The organism is Marinobacter sp. AC-23 (assembly GCF_001858325.1).
Taxonomy (GTDB): domain Bacteria; phylum Pseudomonadota; class Gammaproteobacteria; order Pseudomonadales; family Oleiphilaceae; genus Marinobacter.
This window is the reverse complement of the sequence record NZ_MBPP01000001.1, coordinates 129,375-145,287: the sequence shown is the minus strand read 5'-3', so window position 1 is coordinate 145,287 and position 15,913 is coordinate 129,375. Positions and strand designations below refer to the sequence as shown.

At 53.0% G+C, this 15,913-nt stretch carries 16 protein-coding genes and 2 pseudogenes; 12 read left to right on the top strand and 6 right to left on the bottom strand.

Annotation, left to right across the window (positions count from 1 at the left end; all coding sequences use genetic code 11):
* Positions 1–5: 5 nt before the first annotated feature.
* From sixA to BCA33_RS00615, 4 genes and pseudogenes are all read right to left on the bottom strand, one after another.
* Positions 6–454: pseudogene (gene sixA / locus BCA33_RS22620) on the bottom strand (phosphohistidine phosphatase SixA).
* 28 nt (positions 455–482) lie between these two features.
* Positions 483–1,550: an NAD(P)H-dependent glycerol-3-phosphate dehydrogenase gene (locus BCA33_RS00625; RefSeq protein WP_071262882.1), complete on the bottom strand. Its 1,068-nt coding sequence runs from the start codon at positions 1,548–1,550 to the stop codon at positions 483–485.
* A gap of 61 nt (positions 1,551–1,611) precedes the next feature.
* Positions 1,612–2,103, bottom strand: a complete 492-nt coding sequence (locus BCA33_RS00620; protein WP_071262880.1) for an STAS domain-containing protein — start codon at positions 2,101–2,103, stop codon at positions 1,612–1,614.
* 14 nt (positions 2,104–2,117) lie between these two features.
* The gene (locus BCA33_RS00615) at positions 2,118–3,338 is read right to left on the bottom strand and encodes a PP2C family protein-serine/threonine phosphatase (protein WP_071262878.1); all 1,221 of its coding nucleotides are present in this window, start codon (positions 3,336–3,338) and stop codon (positions 2,118–2,120) included.
* Positions 3,339–3,452: 114 nt separating this feature from the next.
* Between BCA33_RS00615 and BCA33_RS00610 the strand changes: the two are divergent.
* Positions 3,453–4,936, top strand: a pseudogene (locus BCA33_RS00610) (HD domain-containing protein).
* Here BCA33_RS00610 and BCA33_RS00605 read toward each other — a convergent pair.
* Positions 4,926–5,981, bottom strand: a complete 1,056-nt coding sequence (locus BCA33_RS00605) for an NAD(P)/FAD-dependent oxidoreductase (RefSeq protein WP_071262876.1) — start codon at positions 5,979–5,981, stop codon at positions 4,926–4,928. The pseudogene BCA33_RS00610 and the gene BCA33_RS00605 sit on opposite strands and share 11 nt — an antisense overlap.
* A 118-nt stretch (positions 5,982–6,099) precedes the next feature.
* On the opposite strand from BCA33_RS00605, the gene BCA33_RS00600 reads away from it, so the two are divergent.
* From BCA33_RS00600 to BCA33_RS00555, 10 genes are all read left to right on the top strand, one after another.
* Positions 6,100–7,056 (top strand): acyl-CoA desaturase, encoded by a 957-nt coding sequence (locus BCA33_RS00600; protein ID WP_071262874.1) that lies wholly within the window; start codon positions 6,100–6,102, stop codon positions 7,054–7,056.
* The gene (locus BCA33_RS00595) at positions 7,053–7,520 is read left to right on the top strand and encodes a nuclear transport factor 2 family protein (RefSeq protein ID WP_071262872.1); all 468 of its coding nucleotides are present in this window, start codon (positions 7,053–7,055) and stop codon (positions 7,518–7,520) included. The genes BCA33_RS00600 and BCA33_RS00595 overlap by 4 nt, the downstream gene beginning before the upstream one ends.
* Positions 7,517–8,314 (top strand): SDR family oxidoreductase, encoded by a 798-nt coding sequence (locus tag BCA33_RS00590; protein WP_071262871.1) that lies wholly within the window; start codon positions 7,517–7,519, stop codon positions 8,312–8,314. The genes BCA33_RS00595 and BCA33_RS00590 overlap by 4 nt, the downstream gene beginning before the upstream one ends.
* The gene (locus BCA33_RS00585; protein ID WP_071262869.1) at positions 8,314–9,579 is read left to right on the top strand and encodes an NAD(P)/FAD-dependent oxidoreductase; all 1,266 of its coding nucleotides are present in this window, start codon (positions 8,314–8,316) and stop codon (positions 9,577–9,579) included. The genes BCA33_RS00590 and BCA33_RS00585 overlap by 1 nt, the downstream gene beginning before the upstream one ends.
* Before the next feature lie 2 nt (positions 9,580–9,581).
* On the top strand, positions 9,582–10,466 hold the full coding sequence (locus tag BCA33_RS00580) for a DUF1365 domain-containing protein (protein WP_071262867.1): 885 nt from the start codon (positions 9,582–9,584) through the stop codon (positions 10,464–10,466).
* A complete protein-coding gene (locus BCA33_RS00575) occupies positions 10,454–11,728 on the top strand; it encodes a cyclopropane-fatty-acyl-phospholipid synthase family protein (RefSeq protein ID WP_071262865.1) in 1,275 nt (424 codons plus the stop codon). The genes BCA33_RS00580 and BCA33_RS00575 overlap by 13 nt, the downstream gene beginning before the upstream one ends.
* A complete protein-coding gene (locus BCA33_RS00570; protein ID WP_071262864.1) occupies positions 11,725–12,246 on the top strand; it encodes a DUF2878 domain-containing protein in 522 nt (173 codons plus the stop codon). Before BCA33_RS00575 ends, BCA33_RS00570 begins: the two co-directional genes overlap by 4 nt.
* Positions 12,243–12,995 carry a hypothetical protein gene (locus BCA33_RS00565; RefSeq protein ID WP_071262862.1) on the top strand — a complete coding sequence of 251 codons (753 nt, stop codon included), beginning with the start codon at positions 12,243–12,245 and terminating at the stop codon, positions 12,993–12,995. The genes BCA33_RS00570 and BCA33_RS00565 overlap by 4 nt, the downstream gene beginning before the upstream one ends.
* A gap of 81 nt (positions 12,996–13,076) precedes the next feature.
* Positions 13,077–13,889 (top strand): exodeoxyribonuclease III, encoded by an 813-nt coding sequence (gene xthA, locus BCA33_RS00560; protein ID WP_071262861.1) that lies wholly within the window; start codon positions 13,077–13,079, stop codon positions 13,887–13,889.
* A 2-nt stretch (positions 13,890–13,891) separates the two neighbouring features.
* Complete coding sequence (locus BCA33_RS00555) at positions 13,892–14,536, top strand: TetR/AcrR family transcriptional regulator (RefSeq protein WP_071262860.1); 645 nt, start codon at positions 13,892–13,894, stop codon at positions 14,534–14,536.
* 17 nt (positions 14,537–14,553) lie between these two features.
* Here BCA33_RS00555 and BCA33_RS00550 read toward each other — a convergent pair whose 3' ends face one another.
* Positions 14,554–14,970 carry a phasin family protein gene (locus BCA33_RS00550; RefSeq protein ID WP_071262859.1) on the bottom strand — a complete coding sequence of 139 codons (417 nt, stop codon included), beginning with the start codon at positions 14,968–14,970 and terminating at the stop codon, positions 14,554–14,556.
* Positions 14,971–15,470: 500 nt separating this feature from the next.
* Between BCA33_RS00550 and BCA33_RS00545 the strand changes: the two genes are divergently transcribed.
* Positions 15,471–15,899, top strand: coding sequence for a TIGR01244 family sulfur transferase (locus BCA33_RS00545; RefSeq protein WP_071262858.1), 429 nt, complete (start codon positions 15,471–15,473; stop codon positions 15,897–15,899).
* Positions 15,900–15,913 lie beyond the last annotated feature (14 nt).

The window sequence follows — 15,913 nt, the reverse complement described above, 5'->3', positions numbered from 1 at the left end:
TGTACTCAGGGCAAAAACTGGGTTTTCAAGTCGGCGCAACCGGGGCCAACCACCGGTATATCGAGAACAACGGCCTGGGAGGTCATAAACGGAATGCCGCGCCTGTGCCCGTCAACCAGCAATGTGGACAAGCTGCCCACCAAAGGCATGTGGGAGACCAGCATCAAAGGTGAGTGCTGGTTCTCAAGGAGAGCATTCAGGCATAGCCAGGGTCATCTTCAGGAGTGATAAATGTTTTTTCTTCCACTGGGCAGTTGAGGATTTCGGACACAATGGCCGCGGTTTGCCGTGCCCGCACGTAAGGGCTGCACCAGATTCGTTGTGGCCTCCAGGGCGAGGCGGCAATTTGCGCCGCGCACTCTGCTACCTGGCGACGCCCCATTTCCGTGAGCGTCCGTTCCTGATCCAACGAGTGCCAGCCGGCTTCGCCATGACGCATGATAAGCAGTTGCACAGCTACCCCCTCCCCGAAGGTGTATCCGTTATTCGGCGATAGTCCGTGGCAGGATAAACTCAACATCCGAATTCTGCACAGACATCATCAAACTGTTGATCACTGCACTAATAGACGCATCGCGGTAGAGAATTTCATAAAGACCACGCACCAATGGCATATAAATGCCGATCGCCTCGGATTTTTCTTTCACCAACTCCAAGGTATAAATCCCCTCGGCTACCTGGCCCAGCTCAGCCACTGCGTCGTCCAATTTCTTACCCTGCCCAACGGCATAACCAACCCTGAAATTACGGCTTTTTGACGAGGTGCAGGTAACAATCAAATCCCCTACGCCCGCCAGCCCCATAAAGGTCATCGGGTTGGCACCCAAACTGACAGCAAAGCGGCTCATTTCCGCCAGCCCGCGGGTAATCAACATGGCCTTGGCGTTCTCACCCATCTCCAAAGCCGACGCCAGGCCGGCCACAATGGCATAGATGTTCTTCAGGGCGCCCGCCAACTCAACACCGTAAATGTCTACGTTGGCGTACACACGAAAATATTTGCAACCAAGTAAATCCTGAACTGTACGCCGGACATCCGGATTTTTGGCAGCAATAACGGTTGCCGTTAAATCCCGGTTTACAATCTCACTGGCCAAATTGGGGCCGCTCAGTACCCCAATGCGACAGCGAGGAAGTTCCTCTTGCAGAATTTCACTCATCAGTTTGAAGCCCTGAGCTTCAATACCTTTGGTTAAACTTACAACAATTTGCCCATCCCGAAATTTATCACTGTTTTCACGTATAACTGCGCGGAAAGCTTTGCTGGGAATGGCAACAAATACGATTTCGGCTTTATTAACGGCGGATTCAAGATCGGTGGTGGGCTGAATGTCGCCTTTGATCTCTACGCCCGGCATATACCGGCTGTTTATGCCCGTTGTGCGGATCTCTTCAACCTGACCCTTATCACGCATCCAGAAGTGAACACGGTGGCCATTCTCCCCCAGTACTTTTGCCATGGCAGAACCGAAGCTGCCTCCTCCGAGAACCGCCACATCGTGTATCGGCTCTTTGGCCTCGTTCGCAAGAGGCTCATTTTTTTCAGGCATAGTTGTTCCGTTTTTTGAATCAGGTCTGAATCTGCCGGCTCGGGATGCTAGGCGCGGCGTATCAGCCGGGTTCTTCACATTCCAGAGCGCGCACCAAATTCTTGAACTCTTCCCGGTTTTGCTGGTTCAGCCCCATAAGGACTTTATGGGCGTCCAGCACTTTGTCACGAACGTCTTGTTCGCTGGCCTTCAGCACGGGTATTTCTTCCAGTTCTTCAATGCGTGAGGCAGGCTCACGGACAATAATGAAGATCTTGTCGAAGCCCATAGAGGCAATAATACGGGTAATGTCCGGGTTGGTGGAAATAAGCGTAGGTAAAAAGTGGCTTTGCTTTTGGGCCGCCATAGCGATCTTGGCGAGCAGGCCGAGGGTGGTGCTGTCGATGATCTCAGTTTCTGTGAGATCAATCACCACGGTTTTGAATTGCGGATCCAGGGTGATGGAGTCGACCAGATTGTCCAGCGTACAACAAAGGTTGAGCCGGATTTCTCCAATAAACTTCAGGACATAAATGCCCTGTTTATCAGCCTGCAAGATTTTATAACCAGCCATGTCTCACACTGCCACTATTTCAACGACGAGTTGTCTGACACAGGAACTGTATCTGTAACCGTCACAATACCGATATCGTCCGGTAACTCTGTGATCTCGTCGAGACTGAGAGCCTCGCTAAGAGATGCGACAGTGTGACGACCTCCAGATACGAGTTCAAGTAGTCTCTGCTCCTTTTCATCAAGACTCTTTTGACGGATGACTTCAAGAATGCCATCCGAAAACAGAATCAGGTGGAAAGGCTTGTCCAGAGGAACCTTGTACACTTCCCACTCTGGTGATTCAAAAAGCCCTACAGGAAGGCCACTGCCCTCCAGAAAAGCGGTTTCCCCACCTTCAAACGACAACACAGGCATCGGGAAGTGGGCGCCTACCGCATACTCTAATATACGCTCACTAAGGGAAATGATACCAACAAACACGGTAACGTGTTTTCCCAAGCCGGTATCGAGTAACTCTGAGTTAATTCGCTCAAGAAACCGGGCAGGATAGAGGATATCGTCGCTGGACCCGCGACGAAGGTTGCGCTGCAAGCGGTTGCTGAGGTTTTTCAGGAGCACGGTCACAAATGCTGAACTGGCGCCATGGCCAGATACGTCAGCAATATAAACCAGGGTTTTGTCTTCTGTGAGGGGGAAATAGTCGAGAAAATCACCGCTCAAGTACAACGACGGTTTAATCAGATGATCTATATACAGGCCGCCAGTAAGCTGTTCCTTTTCAGGCAACATACGCAACTGAACCTTGCGCCCTGCTCTCTGGTCGGCACGCAACTCGGCAATGCCGTCTCTCAAATCGCTGTTTGCCTCTTCAAGCTCCTGCCTGTAAAGCTGATTCAGCCGGCGCACCCTTACCCTTTCGAGCAGTTGGCGAATAACATCTCCCAAAGCGGTTTTATCTTTGCAGCAGGGTTTCAGCAAAAAATCTGAAGCACCGGCACGAAGGGCATCTACTACATCAATACTTGCATCCGTGGAGGCGCAGGCAACGATGGGAATAAACGCTTCAGCCTCATCAAGCCTGCCTGCAAGCTCGCAGATTCCTGAGGGAGTAAGGTCTGCAAAGACAATGTCGGGCATGTTATCGTCGAACGACTTTAACGCGGAACGCAAATCCGGGTAACCAATAACGTAATACCCACGCGGTTCCAGGTAGCGGGCAAGTTCGCCGCGAGCCTTTTCGTCTGCATCAATAATCAATATACGAATTAAAAGGCGCCCGGTGCGCGAGGTCATGGCTACAGCCCTAAACTACCAGCGATAAACGAAAAATGGCGTGTCAAAAACCTATTTTGGCATGCCTCTGTGATATAACAAGGCCAGTTTGGCGAAATCCGGAGAAACCTGCGAATGCGAAGAGCAGTAAATGACCTGTTAGGTGCCTATGACAAGCTAATCATGGATCCGGTTCACGGCGCAATTCCGCTCTACCGGCATGAGATTCAGGTGATTGACCACCCTCTATTCCAGCGTCTGCGGAACATCTGCCAAAACGACATCCTAAGCTTGGTTTTCCCGGGTGCAACGCATTCCCGCTTTCTGCACAGCATTGGCGTTATGCATGTAGGCACACGCATGTTCCGCTCGATGATTGACGCTTATCTTCGCGAACGTCAGCTGAGTGAACAAACGGATCTGAGCCTGAACCAACTAGACGCCATTGATTACCTGGCTAAAACCATTCGCCTCGGCTGCCTGCTTCACGACAGCGGCCACTCCAGTTTTTCCCACCAGTTCACTCAGGCGCAGCGCATTCGTGACCTTATGTCCCGGCCGGGACGGTTTTCGGATTTGTGGGAAGGCGTTGACTACTCTGCCTACCACACCGCCGAGCCGGATGAGTTGGAACATGAACATTACTCTGTTCGGGTTGCCCATGATGTGCTGTCGGCGGTCGATCTGGAAGGTGCCGGTCTTCATGCCCAGGATGTTATCGGTATTATGGAAACGACCGACGTAACGCCCAGCGAAACCTTCTGCCGCCATGCTCGAACATTCTGGGGTTTTATTGCCGGCAAGGATGCAGAAGCCGGCTCACTGATCAGCGAAAACATTCCGCGCCTGGTGCTGGATCTGCTCTCATCCATTGTATCCGGGGAAATCGATGCTGACCGCGCCGATTACATGCTACGAGACGGGTTCCACTCATCTGTAACCATCGGCGGATTTAACCTGGATCACCTACTCAGCAACCTGCGCTTTGGCTGGGATCAGTCAGAGCCTGGTTGGGGCTGGCAATTACGCAGAAGGGCTTGGGGGCGCTGGAAGATTTTGTATACAGCCGCTATCAGATGTATCGCAAGGTGTATGCCCACAAAACAGCTTTAGGATTTGACTGGCTTTTGCGCGAGGCCATCAACGAAGTTCTGGAAGACCCGGAAAGCTTTGAGTGGATTGATACCTGCCTGAGCAACATGCGTTATTTCGCTGAGCTTACTGATAACTTCTTTTGGGAAGCCTTCCGAAAAGTGGCGCGCAAACGCCCAGAGAGCTTTTCATTCTGCATTGTGAACCGGGTAAAGCTGAATCATTTGGATACCCGGGAAGATTTGTCAGCCAAGGGCATTGCAGATCATAGCGCGTGGCTGGCCAAGGCCATGGAGCTGAACCCGGCCCACGTGGTCACCTGCTCCATGCACGCTCGCTTCTCCAACATTCAGGACAACTTTAACGGTATCAAAGTACTTATCCGGGACCCGGTGAACCGCACGCGTTCGCTGAAAAAGATCACAGATGTCAGTGCCTTTTTCAGCAAGTTCAGCGACGGAACCATTACCCATTTTTACACCCGCCCGGACATCACCAAAGGTGTTGAACATGGAGTTACCGGCTAACCGGTTGTGCCGTGAACGCAGAGACCAAACTGCAGGCGCTGTCGAAGGCGCCCTCTACCCGGCCACCGCTAAGCCAATCGCCCGCCAGGCCAATGCCCTGCTCCTGGAACCACAAATGGCCAGGGTTGGCGCCGCCTTCAGAGCGGGCGTATAACCAACGATGGGTGACGGTATCTGTAACCGCTACCTTGGTTCCAGTCAGCTCCCGAAATGCCGCGACGAGTTCATTTGCCACCTGTTCTGACGGGGCCTCTACATTTCGCTCAGTCCACTGTGCAGTCGCATGCAAAACCCACCAGGCGCCACTGCTAGCCTCACTGCTGTTATTGCGGCCCGGCTTGCTGGAATTGTTTGCGACCCAATAGAGCGCCGGGTGGTTACATCGCATGCCCTCGTGGTGGGCCCAGGGGTTTTCTTCAAAGTGAGCCGCAACAGCCCAGCACGGCAGCACCCGGCTTACAGCATCATCCAGCTGGTTGGCCAACTCGGGCAAGCTGCTCTGCGCAAGCAAGTCCCTGGCTTGGGCGGGTGGCGCGGTGATAACTACCTGATCAAACTCACCCGCTTGTTGGTTATCGGCATCAAACAAAGCCCAACCACTGTCCGTTTTGATTAGCCTTTCGATCCGGGTTTGTGCAACCACGGCAGCGTGGGCCGAGAGTGCTCGTGAAATAGCGGTCATCCGTGGGGTGCCAACATAGCGTGGCTCTTCTGGAAACGCTTGCCACTGACCTTTTGCATCCTGAAAACCAAACTGGCCATCCCACGCACTAAAGCTATTGTTGCCGGCAAACTCAGTAAGAAACGGTAGAAACTCCGGGTTGCGAGAAGTGAAGTACTGGGCGCCCATATCGACTGAACCCTGAGCAGAGCCGAGGCTAACTCTTTTTGCGGCAAGCCTGCCGCCGGGGCCACGGCTTTTTTCAAACACGGTAACCTCGTGGCCCAGTTGTTTCAGTTTGATGGCCGCGGTTAAACCTGCAAGACCTGAACCAACAATAGCGATACGGCGTATGTCATCTTTACAAAACGTCTCATTAAACATGGTATAGGGTGCATCCAAGTACTGTGGTCTGAGCGTACAAACCAGTAAGCGACAGGGCCCGGGATTTCGGAAAACCTCGCTCCCCAGGTTCAATTCAGAGAAAAAGGGCAATCAGGGTATGACCCGAGTGCAAAACTTGTTTATCAATATTCTGAGATGGTTCGATTCCGATGCCGGTTCGGATCACATAGATACAACCTCCCGCTCCTTTAACATTGTGCGCGTCATTCCGTTTCTGGCGCTGCATCTGGCATGTTTGTTGGCCTTTTATACTGGCGTAAGTGGGTTTGCAGCCGGGTTCGCCTTAATCTTTTTTTGGGTAAGGATGTTTGCCATTACCGGATTGTACCACCGGTACTTTGCGCACAAGACGTTTAAAACCAGCCGCCCCGCGCAGTTCGCGTTTGGGGTACTTGGCGCCAGCGCAGCTCAGCGTGGGCCACTATGGTGGGCTGCACACCACCGGCATCATCACCAGCACTCAGACAAAGAGCAGGATTTACACTCGCCTCACCAGGGAGGCTTCTGGTGGTCGCACATGGGTTGGTTTACCTGCGATGCGGGCTTTGTTACCGATGAAAAACGCATACGTGACTGGCTAAAGTTTCCTGAGCTTAAGCTTCTTAATCGGTTTGATGCGCTGGTTCCGGCTGCAGCAGCTGGCTTGATTTATGGCCTGGGAGAAGCGCTCGCAGTTTGGGCGCCAGGGCTTGGCACTAACGGATTACAAATGCTGGTGTGGGGGTTTTTCATTTCCACCGTAGCGCTATTCCACGCAACAGTTTCTATAAACTCACTTTCCCATGTGTGGGGTAAGCGCAGGTTTGAGACCTCCGATGACAGTCGCAACAACTTCTGGCTTGCTTTGTTAACGCTGGGCGAGGGCTGGCATAACAACCACCATCGCTGGCCCCAGTCTGTTCGCCAAGGGTTCCGCTGGTACGAGATCGATGTGACCTGGTACGGGCTCTGGGTGCTATCAAAGTTAGGCGTCATTTGGGAGCTGAACCCGATACCTCAGCGCATTCAGGACGAAACCCGTCAACGTGACCAAACAAGGAGGGCGCAAAAATGACAGTCGTCCCAACGATTGAAGTGGGCCACTCACATTGTGCTGTGCCCGGCACACTGGAAAGATTCAGGTGCCTGTTTAACGAGCTGGACAAAGGCAATCTCAACAAATTACCCGACGTGTATAGCGAGGACATCCAGTTTCAGGATCCACTTGGCACGGTAAAAGGTCTGGATGCTCTAACGCGTTATTTTGCCGGAGCATACGCTAACGTTCTTGCCTGTCACTTTGACTTCGAGGATGCGGTAGTACAAAACAGTAGTGCTGCTATTCCCTGGGTCATGCACCTACGCCACCAACGCATTCGTGGCGGGCGCGAGATACACGTAGAGGGCATCAGCCATGTGGTCGTGAAAGACGGAAAAATCTGTTACCACCGAGACTACTTTGATGCCGGCCAACTGTTGTATGAAAACCTGCCGGTGCTCGGCGGCATTGTTCGCTGGGTAAAGGGGTATGCAGGATGAGTGAACGCCTTGCTACCGCATCCAATATCTGGATTACCGGCGCCAGCTCAGGCATTGGCGAATCTGTTGCCCGTGCCCTGGTAAAGGGCGGACATAAACTGGTTTTGACAGGGCGCCGGCCGGAGCCACTTACCCAGATATCAGCCCTTGCACCGGAGCGCATTACACCTGCCGTGGCGGACACAACCAGCAAGGAAAATCTGCACTCGATTGCGCCCATACTGGAATCCCACGGCAATTTGAATATGGCCATTCTCAACGCCGGTACCTGCGAGTATCTCGACATCGCTGATTACAGCAGTGATGTGATCGAAAAGAACATTCAAACCAACGTGATCGGTACAGCTCGCTGTGTTGAGATCGCCCTGCCCGCCTTGCGCCGCACCCGCGCCAAAGGATTGCCTGCCACACTGGTAATTGTCGGCTCCTCCGCCTGGTGGTTCCCCTTCGCCCGCGCAGAAGGCTACGGCGCTTCCAAAGCAGCACTGGCCTACTTTGCACACAGTTTGCGGGCGGACCTGGCGGCCGAAGGCATTGAGGTGGTTCTTGTTTCACCTGGGTTTGTGAAAACGCCACTGACCGAGCGCAACGATTTCCCGATGCCGTTTCTGGTAACTGCGGATGCTGCGGCCGAACGCATCATCAGCGGCCTTGCCAATGGCCACAATGAAATCGCCTTCCCAAAACGCTTTACGTGGATTATGAAATGCCTGAGTGCCCTGCCTCAGTCGCTGATTGATCGCATGGCCGCCTCCATGGCTCGCAAAAGCACCACCGAACAGGAAACCAAGTAATGAGCAACGAACGTCAGCGTATTGCTGTGATAGGCGCCGGTGTATCCGGCCTCACAGCTGCTTGGCTTCTGGCAGAGAACCACGATGTCGAAATCTTTGAAGCCGGCGATTACGCCGGTGGCCATACCAACACGGAGTATGTGAAAGCAGGCGGGCGCATCTGGCCGGTAAACACCGGCTTTATTGTGTTCAACGATTGGACCTACCCAAACTTCATGCGCTTGATGGAGCGCTTGGGCGTGCCTTCAGAAGTCAGTGACATGAGCTTTAGTGTGGATAGCAGCACCACCGGCTTGCAATACAACGGAACCAGCCTGAACACCTTGTTTGCCCAGCGCAAAAACCTGTTGAACCTGCCCTTCCTGAACATGGTGCGGGAGATTTTGCGGTTTAATAAAGAGTCCCGCGCAGACATGGCTGACGGCAGGATTACAAACACTGAAACATTGGGCGAGTACCTGAACCGCAATGGGTATTCCCGGTACTTTCGGAATAACTATATTGTGCCTATGGGCGCAGCTATATGGTCGGCGCCGGAAATCGTGCTCGAGCAGTTCCCGATACGTTTTTTCCTACAGTTTTTCAATAATCACGGCATGCTATCTGTTGACGACCGCCCCACTTGGCGCGTCATTTCAGGCGGCTCTGCCCAATACGTAAAGGCCATGATGGAGCGCCTGGGGGGCTGCACCCACCTGAATACGCCAGTGCAAGCTGTGAGCCGACATGAGCGTGGCGTTACGGTGAAAACCCAAGATCAAACTCACGAGTTCGACCAGGTGATTTTTGGCTGCCACAGTGATCAAGCTCTGGCTACGCTCACCGATCCCAGCGATAAGGAGCGCGACATTTTGGGCGCCATCCCCTATCAACAAAACGATGTGTTACTGCACACAGATAGCAGTGTACTGCCAGAAAACCGCAGAGCCTGGGCTGCGTGGAATTATTTTATCCCGGCCCACAGCACCGAGCCAGTTTCTGTCACCTACAACATGAATACTTTGCAGAACTTCCACAATGCACCGGAAACGTTTTGCGTTACCCTGAACCGCAGCCACGACATTGCGCCAGACAAGGTAATCAAGCGTTTCAGCTACGCTCATCCCGTGTTCACCCTTGCGGCAGTTGAAGCTCAGGAACGCTACCAGGAAATCGGCAACAAAAACCGAACGCATTATTGCGGGGCGTACTGGTTCAATGGTTTCCATGAAGATGGCGTGTGCAGTGCCCTTAGGGTAACCCGTGATTTTGGCGTGGAGCTCTAGCAATGGGCAGCCAATGGTTACAAGGCTCAATCCGGCACCGGCGCTTGTATCCGGTTCGGCACGAGTTTGAATACCACACAGGCATGCTGGCGCTGGATACAGACGAATGGCATCAGGTTGCCAGCGTAAGCCCGTTCTTTTCTCTGGAGCGCTTCAACTGGATGTCACTGAAGCGCAAAGACTATTTCCGGCCCGAAGCTGGTGCTCTGTCAGAGGCAGTGCGGGAACAGGTTGAAACCGCAACCGGCTGGCGCCCAGACGGTGCTGTGGAGTTGATCACCCACCCTCGCTACGCCGGCTATGTATTCAATCCGGTGAGCTTTTACTTCTGTTACCGCCTGGGTGAAAACGGCGCCAATGGCGACGTTCCTGCCGTGATCGTGGCGCAGATCACCAACACTCCCTGGCATGAACGCCATGTCTATTGCCTTGAAACCACGGGTAGCGAAGCCAACGCGTCGGGCTGGCGTACCGAACAGTTCGGGTTTACCAAACGCTTTCATGTTTCGCCCTTCAATGGGATGGCGCAACACTACGAGTGGACGTTCAGCTTTCGGGGGCCGGACTTGAGAATCCACATGAACGTGTTGGAAGAAGGAAAGAAACACTTTGATGCCACGCTTGTAGTCCAGAGAACCCCTCTTACACGTAAAACTCTTCATAAAAGCCTGCGCCAGTTCCCCGTAGAAGCGCTCAAGGTTGCTGCCGGCATTTACTGGCATGCCATCAAACTGAAGCTCAAGGGTGCCCCGTTTTATACCCACCCGGACAAACTCGCCGAAAGTGATCCTACCCACCGGCTAGGAAGCAACGACCAGGGCGTAGATGTAACCAGCGTAGACGACTCACACAAAACTCGAGGAAAGGTAAGCTCATGGAGAACCTAAATACATCGGCCAATGGTATTACCCATTCTCAGGAGAGCCCCTCAGTCGTTAGCCGGTTAGCACGAAACCTGGTTATCCAGCAGCTGCGGCAATTGGGAGCAGGCATTCTCACTATCCGTGAATCCGGTATGGATGATTTGGTGTTTGGTGATGGTAGCGATGAGCACCAACCTGCAGAGCTGATTATTCATGACCAAAGTACATGGCGGGACCTGCTTACTGGAGGCAGCGTTGGCGCGGCCGAAGCCTACGTGGCCGGCGATTGGTCATCACCCGACCTAGTCGCCCTGCTTCGGTTCTTTACCCGCAACATCGACCGAATGAATGAGTTTGAGGATCGGTTTAGCTGGGTCACCAAGCCGGCGTTGAAAGGGCTGCACTGGCTTAATCGGAATACCAAAGACGGCTCCAGAAAAAACATCAGCGCCCATTATGATCTGGGCAACGATCTGTTCGAGACATTCCTCGACTCCACAATGATGTACTCCTCCGCTATCTACCCCAGTTCAGAATCAACGCTTGAAGAAGCCGCTGTTCACAAGCTGGAGACGATTTGTCAGAAGCTGGACCTACAGCCAAGCGACAGGGTGATCGAGATAGGCACCGGTTGGGGCGGCTTTGCCATACATGCCGCTAAACACTATGGCTGCCACGTAACGACCACCACAATTTCCAAAGAACAGCTGGAGCTGGCTCAGCAGCGCGTGCGCAGTGAAGGCCTGGAAGACAAAATTACCCTGCTGTTCGATGATTATCGGGATCTGGCAGGCCAGTTCGACAAACTGGTTTCCATCGAAATGATTGAGGCCGTGGGGCCACAGTTTCTGAACAGCTACTTCAACCAGATTAACGCGCTGCTCAAACCAGACGGCTTGGCGCTGGTTCAGGCTATTAACATGCCGGAGCAGCGCTACCAGCGTGCCTTGAAAAACGTGGACTTTATCCAGCGATTTATTTTTCCTGGGAGTTTCATCCCGTCGTTCGGTGCCATTCTGGATTCGGTACGCAGCCAATCAAACCTGGTTCTGACTCACTCAGAAGATGCCGGGTTTCATTATGCCCGCACGCTAAACGACTGGTGTAGCCGCTTTATGGCCAACAGTGAAAAGCTGGAGTCCATTGGATACGACCAAGCGTTCCGCAAACTCTGGCACTTCTATTTTGCTTATTGCGAAGCGGGGTTCGGTGAGCGCGCCATTGGCGTATCACAGTTGGTCTTCGCCAAGCCGGAAAACAAGCGGACGAACATATTGAGCGTATGATCACTTCAGAAACCGCCCGCAATGTTCTGAATTTTATACTCTTTCAAATCGGCTGGTTCGCCTGTGTAGCATACCCGGACCTGCTTGGCCCGGCATTGGCTTTGGCGTTTCTGCTCATTCACTTTGTATGTGTGAGCCAGAATCGTGTTGCAGAACTTCAGTTTATCGGGCTGGGAACGGTTGTAGGTTCGCTGCTCGACGGGCTCTGGTTTCGCCTGGGAATACTCGACGACGGCAGCGGAGCGGTGCTGATCACCCCGCTCTGGCTGGTGGCTATCTGGGCGCTTTTCATGACCACTCTAAGCCACTCTTTGAACTGGATCAGTCGCAAGCTTTGGCTTGCCTGTCTATTCGCGCCGTTCGCCGGCTCTTTCGCCTATTGGTCTGCCAGCAAAATCGGTGTTGTTGAATTGCCCGCGCTGGGGCTGTCACTTGTCGCGCTAGCACTGGGTTGGCTGGTGGTTTTCCCACTTCTGCTGCTTGCCCGAAAATCACTTTACCCGGAACTTGCACCATGAACCGAAGCTCTGTGTGTTTATTGTCTGTAGCAGTTGCTCTGCTGGTGGCTGCGCCGGCATTTGCCGAGGTTTTTAAGTTTACCGGAGCCGCTGAGGGCGCCGATGGGCAAACACTCTATGAGGAGCAACATACTGTAGAGGGGGCCTGCACTGACGGTGTTTTCCGGCCACTTGAGCATTGGGTGAGTTACGTCCGCCAAACTGCAGGCGGCGAAGAAACATTCGCCGAGAAGGCTCTGAGCTATCAGTCGTCTGACATTCGCCCTACGGTAAGCTACCAGCAATCAGATTTTAACGAATCGCTGGAGATATCTTATAAGCGCGCCGAGGCAGCAGAGATTTTATGGCAGCGCCCCACCGGAGATAAAGAGCGCTCGAGCGTAGATGTATCCGATAACCTGGTGGTGGATGCGGGCTTTGATAACTTTGTGCGCCGGAACTGGGGCAAGGTTGTTAGCGGGCAATCGGTAAAATTCCGTTTTTTGGCGCCGACTCGTGGAACGGATTACGCCTTTGTCCTCGAACCCGCCCAGAGCCAAGTGGTCAACGCGGATCACGTGGTGCAAATTCGCCCAGACAGCGTTTTGCTGAAATTCCTGGTAGACCCCATCATCCTCGGCTACAACAACAAAGGTGCACTCACAGCCTATTCCGGCCTTACCAACGTGCGCGAGAACAGTGATCAGAACTACATCGCAACTATCCGCTACACCGTAAATACCTACCCGGAATGTGCGCTAACGCCGTAACCTGTCCTCTTCGGGAACGCAATACGGCGGTTTCAATGTGTTAAACTCCTGCCGGAACCAACGCCGGAGACTTTTACAGCCATGATGTTTGTGTCTTTTAATGCCAACAGTATCCGTACCCGCCTGCACCAGCTTGAAGCCCTTATAGAAAGCCACAGTCCTGATGTTATCGGCATTCAGGAAACCAAGGTAAGGGACGAAGAGTTTCCGATTGAGGCCATTCGTGAGCTGGGTTATCACGCGCACTTTCATGGCCAGAAAACCCACTACGGTGTTGCGCTGCTTTCGCGCGCAGAGCCTGAGCAGGTCTTCAAAGGATACTCCGGAGATACCGAAGACGCTCAGCGTCGCCTGATCACCGGGCAGTTCACCGTAAACGGTGAAAAGCTAACGGTTATCAATGGCTACTTCCCTCAAGGCGAAGCCCGGGACCACCCGGTGAAATTCCCTGCCAAAAAGAAGTTTTACGCCGACCTGATGGCCTACCTGGATGAGCTAAAAGCGCAGGGCGGCCATGTGCTTGTTATGGGCGACATGAACATTGCGCCCACCGATAAAGACGTAGGCATAGGCGCAGACAACGCCAAGCGCTGGTTGCGCACAGGAAAATGCGCCTTCCTGCCAGAAGAGCGGGAATGGCTGGGGCAAATTGAAAGCCGAGGTTACACGGATATTTTCCGGCACCTTCATCCGGAAGATGCGCAAACATTCAGTTGGTTTGATTATCGTAGCAAGGGCTTTGATAAAGACCCCAAGCGCGGGCTGCGAATTGATCTGATTATGGCGAACGACAGCCTGCTGGCAAAAGCACGTGAGGCGGGTGTGTCCTTAGGTTTTCGCGCGATGGAACGGCCATCGGACCACTGCCCGGTTTGGGCAAGTTTTGAATTCTAGGGATTGACCGGCCTCGTTATGACAAAAATAAAACCCGGGATCGCATACGCAACACCAGCCTGGCTCTTTTCAACAGTCAGGGCGAACCTAACGTAACAACCCTGCTCATATCGGATGAACTGGATATAAGCCCGGGCAATTTGTACTACCACTTCAAGAGCAAGGGCGACATCGTAGAAGAGTTGTTCACAGCATTTGAAGCGGAAATGCTGGACTTACTTGCGGTGCCCGACGATGTAGATGTCAGCCTGGATCAGCAGAGTTTTTTCCTGCACCTGTTGTTTGAAACGGTGGCCAGGTACCGGTTTTTGTACCAGGATCTGGTAAACGTGCTGTCTCGTTATGAGCGTTTACAAGTGCGCTTTAAGCGGATTTTAAAGAAGAAAACAACCGCCTTCGGGAGTATCTGCGAAAGCTTTCGACGGCAGAACATGATGGCGATTGAGCGAGAAGATCTGAATGCGCTATGTGAGCAGCTAACCCTGACTGCGTGTTACTGGAGCGCTTTTGATACGCTTTCTCACCTTGATGATCGGGAGTCCGTTGACCCCGGCCGAGGCGTCTATCAAATGATGCATCTGATGTTGCCCTATTTCGCGCCCGATGTGCAGGAGCAGGCGAAGCTGATCAGCCGGGATTATCTCTAACAAACGTTGGCTGTCCGCTATTCCTCTTCGTCTTGGCCTTTGCCATCCTTCATCGCTGTAAGCTCTGCCTCCAATGCGGCTACCCTTTTCTCAAGCGCCGCGATATCTTCCTGGCGATAAATGCCTAGCCGGCGCAAAGCTCCGGACACGCGCTCATCAAACAGGTGCTCAAGCCTGTCCCAGGTGCCGGTTGCTCGATCACGCACGCCTTCAACGCGATCTTCCACCGAGCGGATCTGCTTCTCCACCACACCACGGGTTTTGTTTTCCAGCTGTTCACCTTCCTGAACCAGGCGATCAAAAAAACGGCCGGTATCCTCTTCCGCCTTGGTATAGGCACCTAAGCCAGCAAGCCAGATCTGACGAGCTGAACCCTTTATTTTTCCGGCCAATTGCGGGTCATTTTCCGGCTTTTTGTCGTTTTCATCTGACATGTAACAACCTCTGGGAGGGAAAATACGCTTGAACAGACATTATATTACAGGTAGCAACTAAATTCAGCGGGCCTGAAAGCCGCATAACCACGGCCTTTAGTATAAAAGTTCGTTGCATATGACAAAATATTGCTAACCAAAACCACCACAAACTTGAAGTGTTCAAAATATAGTCAATACTTATCGATACCGGAGTCCCTGCTGACGCCGGTTTGTCTGGAAGTCTTAAATGGATACTACTCGCACGCCTCTGCCCGGCATACCTGCCGGGCTTTTTTTGTCATTCTGAAACCCAGCTATATGCTTATTCTTTGATGAGCTTTATGGGGATACTCGAACTGATCGAACGTAAAAGGTCTGGTGCTCGCACTGATGCACAGAATAACGGGTGGAGCACAACGGCAAAAGACTGAGCCGATTCGTATTTTATCGTTCTGACAGACTTCATTACCTATGAGATGATGGCGTTATATTTTTAACGATTCCGGAGACAAACGCCCATGGATATCCGAAAAATCGATGACACCATTTCTGTCGCTCCCCAGATCACCTACGCAGACGTAGCAGAGGCGGCAAGGCTTGGCTTTAGAACATTGGTTGCCAACCGCCCGGATCAGGAAGAGTTTGGCCAGCCGGCCATGGCTGATATAGAAGCGGCCGCCCTGGAAAATGGCATGACCTGGGTATATATGCCGGTCCAATCCGGGAATGTGTCGGATGCTGACGTTGATCGTTTTGGAGCAATGATCCAGGATTCCGATAAGCCCGTGTTGGCTTTCTGTCGTTCCGGAACACGGTGCACGGTGCTTTGGGCACTGAATGCTGCCCGCACCACTCCAACTGAGGATGTCCTCGGTAAAGCCCGTGAGGCCGGATACGACATCAGCGGCCTTGCCCCACGCATGGCGCAGCAGCCTGGCAACCGGTAATCATCGCTCCGCTT